The sequence below is a fragment of the Paraburkholderia sp. GV068 genome (assembly GCF_003058125.1).
Taxonomy (GTDB): Bacteria; Pseudomonadota; Gammaproteobacteria; order Burkholderiales; family Burkholderiaceae; genus Paraburkholderia; species Paraburkholderia graminis.
This window is the reverse complement of the sequence record NZ_QBUB01000001.1, coordinates 331905-344889: the sequence shown is the minus strand read 5'-3', so window position 1 is coordinate 344889 and position 12985 is coordinate 331905. Positions and strand designations below refer to the sequence as shown.

Annotated in this window: 10 protein-coding genes; 5 read left to right on the top strand and 5 right to left on the bottom strand. The window is 63.5% G+C overall.

Going from position 1 to position 12985, the window contains the following annotated elements; genetic code table 11:
- Window positions 1–29: 29 nt before the first annotated feature.
- On the bottom strand, window positions 30–1922 hold the full coding sequence (locus C8K18_RS01600; RefSeq protein ID WP_107706796.1) for a propionate--CoA ligase: 1893 nt from the start codon (window positions 1920–1922) through the stop codon (window positions 30–32).
- A 306-nt stretch (window positions 1923–2228) separates the two neighbouring features.
- Here C8K18_RS01600 and C8K18_RS01595 point away from each other — a divergent pair, with 306 nt between their 5' ends.
- Window positions 2229–5108, top strand: coding sequence for a valine--tRNA ligase (locus C8K18_RS01595; protein WP_107706495.1), 2880 nt, complete (start codon window positions 2229–2231; stop codon window positions 5106–5108).
- Window positions 5109–5177: 69 nt separating this feature from the next.
- Entirely contained in the window at window positions 5178–6059 is an 882-nt protein-coding gene (gene galU, locus C8K18_RS01590; protein WP_006052403.1) for a UTP--glucose-1-phosphate uridylyltransferase GalU, read from the top strand.
- A gap of 115 nt (window positions 6060–6174) precedes the next feature.
- On the opposite strand, the gene C8K18_RS01585 is transcribed toward galU, so the two are convergent.
- From C8K18_RS01585 to C8K18_RS01570, 4 genes are all read right to left on the bottom strand, one after another.
- Window positions 6175–6402, bottom strand: a complete 228-nt coding sequence (locus C8K18_RS01585) for a sulfurtransferase TusA family protein (protein ID WP_029967676.1) — start codon at window positions 6400–6402, stop codon at window positions 6175–6177.
- 127 nt (window positions 6403–6529) lie between these two features.
- Window positions 6530–7579 carry a Gfo/Idh/MocA family oxidoreductase gene (locus C8K18_RS01580; protein ID WP_029967679.1) on the bottom strand — a complete coding sequence of 350 codons (1050 nt, stop codon included), beginning with the start codon at window positions 7577–7579 and terminating at the stop codon, window positions 6530–6532.
- Window positions 7576–8595 carry an inositol 2-dehydrogenase gene (gene iolG, locus C8K18_RS01575; RefSeq protein ID WP_029967681.1) on the bottom strand — a complete coding sequence of 340 codons (1020 nt, stop codon included), beginning with the start codon at window positions 8593–8595 and terminating at the stop codon, window positions 7576–7578. Before iolG ends, C8K18_RS01580 begins: the two co-directional genes overlap by 4 nt.
- Entirely contained in the window at window positions 8588–9469 is an 882-nt protein-coding gene (locus C8K18_RS01570) for a MurR/RpiR family transcriptional regulator (protein ID WP_107706795.1), read from the bottom strand. Before C8K18_RS01570 ends, iolG begins: the two co-directional genes overlap by 8 nt.
- A gap of 242 nt (window positions 9470–9711) precedes the next feature.
- Here C8K18_RS01570 and C8K18_RS01565 point away from each other — a divergent pair, with 242 nt between their 5' ends.
- The 3 genes from C8K18_RS01565 to C8K18_RS01555 all read left to right on the top strand — a co-directional run bounded on the left by C8K18_RS01565 (window position 9712) and on the right by C8K18_RS01555 (window position 12936).
- Window positions 9712–10758, top strand: coding sequence for a sugar ABC transporter substrate-binding protein (locus C8K18_RS01565; RefSeq protein ID WP_006052398.1), 1047 nt, complete (start codon window positions 9712–9714; stop codon window positions 10756–10758).
- Between the two features lie 140 nt (window positions 10759–10898).
- The gene (locus tag C8K18_RS01560) at window positions 10899–12080 is read left to right on the top strand and encodes an ABC transporter permease (RefSeq protein ID WP_029967683.1); all 1182 of its coding nucleotides are present in this window, start codon (window positions 10899–10901) and stop codon (window positions 12078–12080) included.
- A 13-nt stretch (window positions 12081–12093) separates the two neighbouring features.
- Window positions 12094–12936 carry an ATP-binding cassette domain-containing protein gene (locus C8K18_RS01555; RefSeq protein WP_107706494.1) on the top strand — a complete coding sequence of 281 codons (843 nt, stop codon included), beginning with the start codon at window positions 12094–12096 and terminating at the stop codon, window positions 12934–12936.
- Window positions 12937–12985 lie beyond the last annotated feature (49 nt).

The window sequence follows — 12985 nt, the reverse complement described above, 5'->3', positions numbered from 1 at the left end:
GGCAACCGCATCCGCTCGGCCACAAACTCCTACCCTTTCAACCCCTCACGCACCTGCTGCAGCGCCGCCGGATCTTCGATGGTCGGCAGCTCGCCCGGCTCGCGTCCCTCCGCGAGCGCCGCGATGGCCCGGCGCAGCAGCTTCCCGGAGCGCGTCTTCGGCAGCATCGAGACGATCACCACGCGCGACGGCCTTGCGATCGCGCCGAGTTGCCGGTCCACCGTCGTCGTCAGTTCGGCTTCCAGCTTCGTGCGCGTGCCGGCGTCGGCGTAAGCCTGCGCGTCGCGCAACACCACGAAGGCCATCGCCGCCTGCCCCTTCACCGCGTCCGTCACGCCGACCACGGCAACTTCCGCGACGGCCGCATGGCTCGACAGCGCTTCCTCGATTTCGCGCGTACCGAGCCGGTGGCCCGCGACGTTGATCACATCGTCCGTGCGGCCGAGGATCGTCACGTAGCCGTCTTCGTCCCGAATGCCCCAGTCGAAGGTCGAATACACCTGCTGGTTCGGCACGCTCGACCAGTACGTGCTGACAAAGCGCTTGTCGTCGCCCCATACCGTCGACATGCAGCCCGGCGGCAGCGGATAGTCGAGCGTCAACACGCCTTTCTCGCCGGGCGGGCACGGTTCGCCCGTCAGCTCGTTGCGCAAGGTCAGACTGAAGCCGGCCGACGGCACGCCCGGTGAGCCGAGCTTGGTCGGCAGCGCCTCGACGCCGCGCGGAATCGCGAGCATCGGCCAGCCGGTTTCGGTTTGCCAATAGTTGTCGATCACCGGCTTGCCGAGCGCGCCCGCGATCCACGAGGCGGTCGGTTCGTCGAGCGGCTCGCCGGCCAGAAACAGCGTGCGCAGGCTCGACAGATCGGCCTGTTTCAGCAGCGCCGGGTCCTGCTTCTTCAGCACGCGCAGCGCGGTCGGCGCGGTGAACATGAGGTTGATCTTGTGCTGCTCGACGAGGCGCCACCAGATGCCGCCGTCCGGGCGAATCGGCGTGCCTTCGTACATCACCGTGGTCAGTCCCGCGAGCAACGGCGCGTAGACGATATAGCTGTGGCCCACCACCCAGCCGACGTCCGACGCGGTGAACATCGTGTCGCCGGCCTTGCCTTCGAAGATGTGTTCCATCGACGCCGCCAGCGCCACCGCGTAGCCGCCCACGTCGCGCTGCACGCCCTTCGGCTTGCCGGTCGTGCCCGAGGTGTACAGCACATAAGACGGCTCGTTCGATTCGAGCCATTCGCAGGGCACGTGCGCGTCGAAGAACTTTTCACGCAGCGGTTCGTAGTCGACCAGATAGTTCGCGTTGAGGCGCTCCGGCGCGAGTTGCCGGTCGATCAGCAGCACGCGCGGCGTCTTGTGGCTCGCGCGCGCGAGCGCTTCGTCGACGAGCGGCGTGTAGTCGATCACCCTGCCGCCGCGCGCGCCGGCGTCGGCGGTCACGATCAGCACCGGCTTTGCGTCGTCGATGCGCGCGGCCAGATTCGGCGCCGCGAAGCCGCCGAACACGACCGAGTGAATCGCGCCGAGCCGCGCGCAGGCGAGCATCGCGAACAGCGCCTCGGGGATCATCGGCAGATAGAGCAGCACCACGTCGCCGCGCTTCACGCCGAGCGAGCGCATGACCGCGGCCATACGGTTGATTTCCGCGTACAGCTCGGCGTACGTATAGCGGCGCTCGATACCCGTTTCCGTCGACACATACACGAGCGCGTTTTGCTGCGCGCGCTCCACGAGATGCCGGTCCACCGCGTTATGGCACAGGTTCGTGCGTCCGCCGACAAACCAGCGCGCAAACGGCGGGTTCGAGCGGTCCAGCACGGTGTCGAACGGCGTTTCCCAATGGATGCGCCGCGCCTCGTCGCGCCAGAATGCCTCGGGATTGTCGATCGAACGGCGGTGGAAGTCGCGGTAGCGGGTCATCGGCGGCGATCCTTCGGGTGCGGTGAAAAAACCTAAAGACGCGGGCGCGCCGCGGCGCACGGCAGCGGGTAGCAGCGGATAGCGGCGGCGGCAAGCGCGTGAATGAAGCATAAAGTACGCGCCGCCGCGTGGACAACGCGGGTTCACCATGAGCGGCGCGGGCGGAGCGCTGTCTTATGACGGGCGCGGGCTGGCGAGATCCGAAGCGGGCCAACGCAAGCCGACCAACCCAACCCCAAAACCAGGCCCGCGCCTGCTGCGCCGCTTATAATCGAACATTCCCCGCATTCATCAGCCGATCGACACATGAGCGACACCCCGAGCGATACCTCCTCCACCCTGGCCAAGAGCTTCGAGCCGCACACCGTCGAAGCCCACTGGGGCCCCGAATGGGAAAAGCGCGCGTACGCCGCGCCCGCTTTCGACGGCAACCGGAAAGACTTCTCGATCCAGTTGCCGCCGCCGAACGTCACGGGCACCCTGCACATGGGCCACGCGTTCAATCAGACCATCATGGACGGCCTCGCCCGCTATCACCGCATGCTCGGCGAAAACACGCTGTGGGTGCCGGGCACGGACCACGCGGGCATCGCCACGCAAATCGTCGTCGAACGGCAACTGGACGCGAAAGGCGTGTCGCGCCACGATCTGGGCCGCGAGAAATTCGTCGAACGCGTGTGGGAATGGAAGCAGGAATCCGGCTCCACCATCACGAACCAGGTGCGGCGCCTCGGTGCGTCGATCGACTGGTCGCGCGAATACTTCACGATGGACGACAAAATGTCGACCGCCGTGCGCGATGTGTTCGTGCGCCTCTATGAACAGGGGCTCATCTATCGCGGCAAGCGGCTGGTGAACTGGGACCCGGTGCTGCTCACGGCCGTGTCCGATCTCGAAGTGGTCAGCGAGGAAGAAAACGGCCACCTGTGGCACATCCAGTATCCGCTGACGGACGGCTCGGGTCATCTCACGGTTGCCACCACGCGTCCCGAAACCATGCTCGGCGATACCGCCGTGATGGTTCATCCGGAAGACGAGCGCTACGCGCACCTGATCGGCAAGACCGTCACGCTGCCGCTGTCGAACCGCGAAGTGCCGATCATCGCCGACGACTACGTCGACCGGGAATTCGGCACGGGCGTCGTGAAGGTCACGCCCGCGCACGACTTCAACGACTATCAGGTCGGCCTGCGCCACAAGCTGCCGCAAATCGAAATTCTCACGCTCGACGCGAAGATCAACGAGAACGCGCCGGAAAAATACCGCGGCCTCGACCGTTTCGACGCGCGCAAGCAGGTCGTCGCCGACCTCGAAGCGCTCGGCGCGCTTGAATCCGTCAAGCCGCACAAGCTGATGGTGCCGCGCGGCGACCGCACCGGCGTCGTGATCGAGCCGATGCTGACCGACCAGTGGTTCGTCGCGATGAGCAAGCCGGCGCCCGAGGGCACATTCAATCCGGGCAAGTCGATCGCCGAAACCGCGCTCGACGTGGTGCGCAACGGCCAGATCAAATTCGTGCCGGAAAACTGGACCTCCACGTACTACCAGTGGCTCGAAAACATCCAGGACTGGTGCATCTCGCGCCAGCTCTGGTGGGGTCATCAGATTCCGGCCTGGTACGGCGAAAACGGCGAAATCTTCGTCGCGAAGACCGAAGAAGGCGCGCGCGAAAAAGCGGCCGAAGCCGGCTATACCGGCCCGCTCAAGCGTGACGAAGACGTGCTGGATACATGGTTTTCGTCTGCGCTCGTGCCGTTTTCGTCGCTCGGTTGGCCGAACGAGACGCAGGAACTGAAGCACTTCCTGCCGTCGTCGGTGCTTGTCACGGGCTTCGACATCATCTTCTTCTGGGTCGCGCGCATGGTCATGATGACCACGCACTTCACCGGCAAGGTGCCGTTCGACACGGTCTACGTGCACGGCCTCGTGCGCGACGCCGAAGGCCAGAAAATGTCGAAGAGCAAGGGCAATACGCTCGATCCGATCGATATCGTCGACGGCATCGGGCTCGACGCGCTCGTCGCGAAGCGCACCACCGGCCTGATGAATCCGAAGCAGGCGGCGTCGATCGAAAAGAAAACCCGCAAGGAATTTCCCGACGGCATTCCCGCGTTCGGCACCGACGCGCTGCGCTTCACGATGGCGTCGATGGCCACGCTCGGGCGCAACGTCAACTTCGACCTCGCGCGCTGCGAAGGCTACCGCAACTTCTGCAACAAGCTGTGGAACGCCACCCGCTTCGTGCTGATGAACTGCGAAGGCCACGACTGCGGCTTCGGCAAGCCGGCGCAATGCGGGGAATGCGGGCCGGACGGGCATCTGCATTTTTCGTCGGCGGATCGCTGGATCGTGTCGCTCTTGCAGCGCGTGGAAGCGGAAGTCGCCAAGGGTTTCGCCGACTATCGCTTCGACAATGTGGCCAACGCCCTATACAAGTTCGTATGGGACGAATACTGTGATTGGTATCTCGAACTCGCGAAGGTGCAGATCCAGACGGGTCAGCCGAACCAGCAGCGCGCGACGCGGCGCACCCTGCTGCGCGTGCTCGAGACGGTGTTGCGCCTCGCGCATCCGGTGATTCCGTTCATCACCGAGGCGTTGTGGCAAAAAGTTGCGCCGTTGGCCGGGCGTTATCCCGCGGACAAGGCCGAGGGCGAAGCGTCCGTCATGGTGCAGCCGTATCCCGTTGCCGAGATGTCGAAGATCGACGAAGAAGCGGAGCAATGGGCCGCCGACCTGAAGGCAATGATCGATGCGTGCCGGAATCTGCGCGGCGAAATGAATCTGTCGCCGGCGGTGAAGGTGCCGTTGCTCGTCACCGGCAACGCGGAGCGTCTGCGCAGTTTCGCTCCGTACGCCCAGGCATTGGCCCGTCTTTCCGAAGTGCAGATCATCGCCGACGAAGCAACGCTCGACGCGCAGGCAGATGGCGCGCCAATTGCTATCGTAGGAAGTGACAAGCTCGTGCTGAAGGTCGAGATCGATGTGGCCGTCGAGCGCGAGCGCCTGTCGAAAGAGATTGCGCGGTTGAGCACGGAAATCGTCAAGTGCAATGCCAAACTGCAGAACGAAAGTTTTGTCGCCAAGGCGCCGCCCGCAGTCGTCGAGCAGGAGCAGAAAAGGCTGGCGGAATTCGAAGCGACTGTCGGCAAGTTGAAAGCGCAGCTCGCGCGCTTGCCGGCCTGATCGGCGCTCCACGCCCGCCCCGCGCGGCGGGCACGGACTGATTAAACCAGAGGACTCAGGGTAAATCACATGCTAAAAGTTACAAAGGCGGTATTTCCGGTAGCAGGTCTTGGCACCCGGTTCCTCCCTGCCACGAAGGCAAGCCCGAAGGAAATGCTGCCTATCGTCGACAAGCCGCTGATCCAGTACGCGGTGGAAGAAGCCATGGCGGCCGGCATCACGGAGATGATCTTCGTCACGGGCCGCAGCAAGCGTGCGATCGAAGATCACTTCGATAAGTCGTACGAAATCGAAGCGGAGCTCGAGGCGCGCGGCAAGGACAAGCTGCTCGAACTCGTGCGCAGCATCAAGCCGAGCCATGTCGACTGTTTCTACGTGCGTCAGCCGGAAGCGCTCGGCCTCGGCCACGCGGTGCTGTGCGCCGAAAAGCTGGTGGGCGACAACCCGTTCGCCGTGATTCTCGCGGACGACCTGCTGTACGGTACGCCGCCCGTCATGACGCAGATGATCGAGGTGTTCGACCACTATCACAGCTCGGTGATCGGCGTCGAAGAGATCCCGGCGCAAGAGACGAAGTCGTACGGCATCGTCGACGGCAAGGAATGGGAAGACTCGATCATCAAGATGTCGGGCATCGTCGAGAAGCCGGAGCCGAACGTCGCGCCGTCCAATCTCGGCGTTGTCGGCCGTTACGTGCTGAAGCCCCGCATTTTCGACCACATCCGCTCGATCAAGCCGGGCGCCGGCGGCGAACTGCAGTTGACGGACGCGATCCAGTCGCTGCTCGCCGACGAACAGGTGCTCGCGTACAAGTATCACGGCACGCGTTTCGACTGCGGCAGCAAGCTCGGCTATCTGAAGGCGACGGTGGAATTCGCGCTGCGCCATCCGGAAGTGGCCGCGGATTTCGAAGAATATCTGCGGACGCGTTCGCCGGTGCTCGAAGGCTGATTCTTTCGCGCGAATGAAAAAGGCGCTGTGCTCCGCTTTCGCGGGCACAGCGCCTTTTGTTTGCAGCGCGCGTTTTCAGCGGACGCGTTCGAGCGAACGTGTTTCAGCGCCTGCGTCAGCGGCGCTTCATCAGAAACGTGAAAACCTTGTCGTGCGACGAACTCTCGACGATCTCATTGCCGGTCTGCTTCGCGAACGCGGCGAAATCGCGCTGCGAACCGGGGTCGGTGGCGAGCACCTTGAGAATCTGGCCGCTTTCCATATCGGCGAGCGCCTTTTTGGCGCGCAGGATGGGCAGCGGGCACATCAGCCCGCGCGCATCGACTTCCTTGTGAATCTGAATTTGCATCGACGATGACCTTCGGGACGAGACGCCGTTGTGCGACGCCAGACAGAGGGTCAAATTCTACCGCAGCCTGCGCCGCGCTGCCGGTGGCGGCGTTGAGAGTGCCGCCGCCGCGATCCCGGCGCTAAAGCGTCACCGCCTGCCCACTCTGCAGCGACTGCCGCAACGCATTGCCGATGCGCGTCGCCTCGAGCGCGTCGGCGAGCGTCGCGCCCGCTTGCGCATCCGAGCCCGCCCCGCCCTGCACCGCCGCGACAAACGCGCGCGCCTCGTGCAAAAACGCGTCTTCGAAACGGTCGAAGAAGCTCGGCGTGCACTCGTTGCGGATCCCGCTCGCGTCATAAATCTCCACGCGATTCGCGCGCGGATTGCGTCCGACCGCGAGCGCGCCGGCCGTGCCGATCACTTCGCTATGCGTGTCGTTGCCGTGCGCCTGGGTGCGCGACGCGTAGAACATCGCGAGCTTGCCGCCCTCGAATTCGCAGATCGCGACGCCGTTGTCGACGTCGCCGAATTCGCGCAGGCCTTCATGTAACGCGACCGCGCCCGCCGCGAACACGCGTGTCGCGCGCGGCTTGCCGAGCAGCCAGCGCGCGACGTCGATATCGTGCACCGTGCAGTCGAGAAAGATGCCGCCCGAGGTCGCCGCAAAGCGCACGAAAAAACCGTCGGTATCGTTCTTGTCCGTGGTCTGCGAGCGCACCAGAAACGGCCGGCCTATCGCGCCCGCCGCGATCTTGTCGAATGCATCCTTGTAGCTCGGATCGAAGCGCCGCATGAAGCCGATCGTCGCCCGAAGATGCGGAAAGCGCGCGGCCTCGGCCAGCACGCGCTCGCATTCGGTGAGATCGAGCGACAACGGCTTCTCGCAGAACACGTGCTTGCCCGCGCGCAATGCGTCGACGATTTGTTGCGCGTGCAACGACGACGGCGTGACGAGCCACACGGCATCCACTTCGCTATCGTCGAGCAGCTTCGCGTAATCGTCGTAGAGACGCGGCGACGGCAACGCCCCGCGCGCCCATGCCCGCTCCTCTTCCAGCGGACTGCAAGCGGCGACCAGTTCCGCGCCCGGCACGCGATACGCGAGATTCTCCGCATGCCGTTTGCCGAGCCGACCAAGGCCGACCACGCCCAGACGAACGCGCTTGTCATGCGCTGCCGCGGCATTCATCGCGCGGCCTCGCCGAGTTTGACCGCATGGCCTTCGCGCCACGAAAGCGTTGCGGCCTCGGCGAGTTCGAGCGCCTTCACGCCGTCGGCGACGGTCGTGCGCACCGGCTTGCCTTGCGTCACGGCTTCGAAGAAATGCGCGATTTCCAGCGCGTACGCCGCGCGATAACGTTCGAGAAAAAACGCCTCCGGCACGTCGCTCGATACTTCGGTCTTCGAATAAGCGGTGACTTCAGTGGGCCGCACATTGCCCGCTTGCAGCATGCCGCCGCTGCCGAGCACTTCGAAGCGCTGGTCGTAACCATAGGCGGCGCGGCGCGCGGTGTTGATCTGGCACAGACGGCCGCGCTTCGTGCGGATCGTCACCGCCGTCGAGTCGATGTCGCCCGCGTTTGCAATCGCCGGATCGGTGAGGCAACTGCCGGTCGCATGCAGCGTGTCGGCTTCGTCATCCAGAATCCAGCGGAAGATATCGAAGTCGTGAATCAGCATGTCCTTGAAGATGCCGCCCGAATGCCGGATGTATTCGACCGGCGGCGGCCCCGGATCGCGGCTCGTCACAATGAGCATTTCCGGCGTGCCGATTTCGCCCGCGTCGAGACGCGCCTTCAGCGCGGAAAACGTCGGGTCGAAGCGGCGCTGAAAGCCGATCATGCAGACCACGCCCGCGCGTTCGACCGCGTCCGCGCAGGCCCGTGCGCGTTCGAGCGTGAGGTCGACGGGCTTCTCGCAGAACACGTGCTTTTTCTGCGCGGCCGACTTCATGATGAGATCGGCGTGCGTGTCGGTGCTCGAACAGATCACCGTGGCGCCGACCGAAGCGTCGCCCATTGCGCCGTCGATGTCCGCCACTTGCGCGCCATGCGCGGCTGCGAGCGCCGCGGCCGCTTCGCGATTCACATCGACCACATACTTGAGCCTCACGCCAGGCTGCCGCGCGAGATTGGCCGCGTGAATCTTGCCGATGCGGCCCGCGCCGAACACCGCGACGTCGATCGGTTGTGCTGCGTCAGTCATCGTATCCTCCAGTGTCTTTGGATTCTTCCACGTTCAGTTCGAGCTTGTACGCGAGCGCGATGAAAAGCGCCTGGCACAGGCAGATCGTGCTGGTCAGCGAGCGGAACGCAAACGCGCTGCCCTCTTTCACATACAGTTGAGTGCTCGCGTAACGGGCGAGCGGAGATAGTTGGCTATCCGTAATAACCAGCGTCTTCGCCTGATGATGATGCCCGACGCGCAGGCAATACTGCGTTTCCTTCGCATACGGCGCGAAGCTGATCGCGATCACCACGTCGCCCTTCTTCACGCTGCGAATCTGCTCGCGATACATGCCGCCGAAACCGGACACCAGATGCACGCGCTTGGGCGTGTGCTGCAACGCATAGACGATGTAGCTCGCGACCGGAAACGAGCGCCGCACGCCGATCACATAGATGTTGTCCGCCTGCTGCAGCATTTTCACGGCGGCGTCGAACTGCTTGTCGTCGAGCCCCGCTTCGAGTTCTTCCAGGCCGCCGCGCGACGCCGCGATGAATTCGCGCGCCACCGCGCCGCCCGACAGCGCGCCAGGCTTGTCGTCGATCAGCTTGCGAATGCGCTGCTGATAACTCGGCGACGACGCGCCCTGCCCTGTGTACGCCTGGCGAAACACCGCCTGCAAATCGGAGAAACCTGAGAAGCCGAAGCGCTGCGCAAAACGCACCACGGCCGACGGATGCACGCCGCAGCTTGCGGCAATATCACTCGTGCGATCGACCATCACGCTCGAACGATGCTGCTCGATATACGTCGCGACGTTCTTCAACTGACGCGGCAACGCTTCGTAGTTTTCCGCGATGCGCTGCATCAATTCTTCGACGCTCGGCAATTCCTCGGTGCTCTCTTCCGCCATGAGTCTCTCTTCGGTGCTTTGTCGCAGTGCGGCAGACGCTTTCGACGCGCGCCGCACGACGTGTTTGACGTTGCCGATTATAGGCAGCGCATCGCATAAATGGAACGTATTTTCCATTTTTATTCACGATGAAATTTCTGTTGCACCACCCTCGAAGATGACCTAATCTTGGTCGTGAGCGATGGCGCTTCGGCGCAGTTGCGTCGCTCCCTCAATAACGACAGACCGAGAAAGGTGGAGACATGAGACTTTGCAAGGGCAAGGCTACGCTCAGGATTCTGGTGACGGCATTGACGTTGGCGACGGGATTCGGCGCGGCTTCGGCCGCCCGCGCGGCTGACGCTCATTTCGTGCTGATCAGCCACGCGCCGGACTCCGATTCCTGGTGGAACACGATCAAGAACGCGATCAAGCAGGCCGACGAGGACTTCAACGTCGAGACCGACTATCGCAATCCGCCGAACGGCGACATCGCCGATATGGCGCGCCTCGTCGAGCAGGCCGCCGCGCGCAACTACGACGGCGTGATCGTCACCATCGCCGATTACGATGTGCTCAAGAGCTCCATCAGCAAGGTGACCGCGAAGAAGATTCCGCTCGTCACGATCAATTCCGGCACCGAGGAACAGAGCGCGCAACTGGGCGCGATCATGCACGTCGGCCAGCCTGAATACGTCGCCGGCAAGGCGGCGGGCGAGAAGGCGAAAGCGGCCGGCGTGAAGTCGTTCGTGTGCGTGAATCACCTCGCGACCAACACCGTTTCGTTCGATCGTTGCCGTGGTTTCGCGGATGCGATCGGCGTCGACTATAAATCGTCCACCATCGATTCCGGCCAGGACCCGACCGAGATCCAGTCGAAGGTCAGCGCCTATTTGCGCAACCATCCGAACACCGGCGCGATTCTCACGCTCGGACCGACGCCCGCGTCGGCCACGCTGAAAGCGGTCCAGCAAATGGGCCTGAACGGCAAGATCTATTTCTGCACGTTCGACTTCTCCGACGACATCGCGAAGGCCATCCAGAACGGCACGATCCAGTTCGCGATCGATCAGCAGCCGTATTTGCAGGGCTATATTCCGGTCGCCGTGCTCGCCATCGTGAAGAAAGAGCACACCACCGACCCCGCGAAGATCCGCCAGATTCTCGAAGCGAATCCGAAGTTCAAGGCGCGGCTCGCGACGTACGGTCTCGCGCCGTCGTATGGACCGAAGAACATTCGTTCGGGCCCGGGCTTCATCACGAAGGAAAACCTCGACAAGGTCATCAAGTACGCAGGGCAGTATCGCTGATTCTTTCTTCTAGCTAGTCACGCGCGCGGCGGGCATCGCTCCCGCCCGGCAGCCTCGCCGCCAGCGCGCATTTCACCGGCTGTCGTTCTCGCAACGCATTCCCGCCTGCCCTAACGCACAGCCGGCTCCAAGGAGACATCATGGGTGTAGCCGGCAAACACTTCCCACCGCACGTCGATCCAAACAGCGCCGCTTCGCATAACGCCGCGCCGCGCCCGGACGCCGAAGCGCGCGACGGACGCGACGAGCGCGTGCGCAAGGAATCGTGGTTCGGTCATCTGCTGAACCGCCCTGAATTTGCCGCGATTTCCGGCGCGGTACTCGTGTTTCTCGTTTTCGCGCTGACGGCCGGCGGCTCCGGCATGTTCAATCTCGACGGCGTGATGAACTGGTCGCAGGTGTCCGCGTATCTCGGCATCCTCGCGGTCGGCGCATGTCTCTTGATGATCGCGGGCGAGTTCGATCTCTCCATCGGCTCGATGATCGGCTTCGCCGGCATGATGGTCGCGATTCCGAGCGTGTACTTTCACTGGCCGATTTCGCTCTCGATCCTCTTTGCATTCGCCGGCTCGATGCTGCTCGGCGCGCTCAACGGCTATCTCGTGATGCGCACGCGGCTGCCGTCGTTCATCGTCACGCTGGCCTTCCTGTTCATTCTGCGCGGCCTCACGCTCGCGCTATCGATCATGTTCGCCGACCGCACCATCGTCTCGGGCGTCGGCGACCTTGCGCAGCAGGACTGGCTCGCCAACACGCTCTTTCATGGCGTCGCGCTCAACGGCCTCTTCACGATGCTCGCGCATCACGGCATCGGCACGCTGCTCGATAACGGTCATGCGCTGGTGCCTGGCATTCCGAAGGTGATTCTGTGGTGGTTCGGCCTCGCCGCAATCTGCGCATTCGTTCTGGCAAAGACGCGCGCCGGCAACTGGATTCTCGCCGTCGGCGGCGATGCGAACGCAGCCAAGAACGTGGGTATTCCGGTGCGCCGCGTGAAGATTCTGCTGTTCGTGCTGACCGCATTCTGCTCGTGCCTGTTCGCGGTATTGCAAGTGTGCGACATCGGCTCGGCTGCGGCGGATCGCGGCTTGCAGAAGGAATTCGAAGCGATCATCGCGGCGGTGATCGGCGGAACGTTGTTGACGGGCGGCTATGGGTCCGTGGTCGGCGCCTGCTTCGGCGCGTTGATCTTCGGCGTCGTGCAGATCGGCATCACCTATACGAACGTGAGTTCCGACTGGTTCCGCGTGTTTCTCGGCGTGATGCTGCTGATCGCGGTGCTGTTCAATCACTACGTGCGCCGTCGCGTGTCGCAATCGTAACGAGGAGACGAACATGTCGGATACGAACCCTGTGACCCACGAAGCGCCGCTGGCAACCGCCGCCGCGCCGCAAGACGACGTGATCCTCGCGCTCGAAAACGTCAACAAGTACTTCGGCAAGGTGATCGCGCTAAGCGGCGTGACCTTGCGCCTGAAGCGCGGCGAAGTGCACTGCCTGCTCGGCGACAACGGCGCGGGCAAGTCCACGCTCATCAAGACGCTGGCCGGCGTGCATCAGCCGTCGTCGGGCCAGTATCTGGTCGACGGCAAGCCGGTTTTGTTCGAGTCGCCGAAAGACGCGCTCGATCTGGGCATCGCCACCGTCTATCAGGATCTCGCGCTCGTACCGCTGCTTTCCGTTGCGCGCAATTTCTTCATGGGACGCGAGCCGCAAAAGAGACTGTTCGGGTTCCTGAACGTGATGGACCTCGAAACCAGCGCGACCACCGCACGCGACAAGCTCGCGGAAATGGGCATCAACGTGCGCGATCCGCATCAGCCGATCGGCACGATGTCGGGCGGCGAGAAACAGTGTCTGGCGATTGCGCGCGCGATTCACTTCGGCGCACGCGTGCTGATTCTCGACGAACCGACCGCCGCGCTCGGCGTGAAGCAGAGCTTCAACGTGCTGAAGCTGATTCACAAGGCGCGCGCGAAAGGCATCTCGGTGATCTTCATCACGCACAACGTGCATCACGCATATCCGATCGGCGACTCGTTCACGCTGCTCAATCGCGGCAAATCGCTCGGCACCTTCACGAAGGAAACCATCAGCAAGGACGAAGTGCTCGACATGATGGCGGGCGGCGCCGAGATGCAGAAGATGATCGGCGAACTCGAAGGCGCAACGATCTGATTCATTCGCGCGGCAGGCGCAGCGATGAAACCGCTTGCCGCGCTCCGTC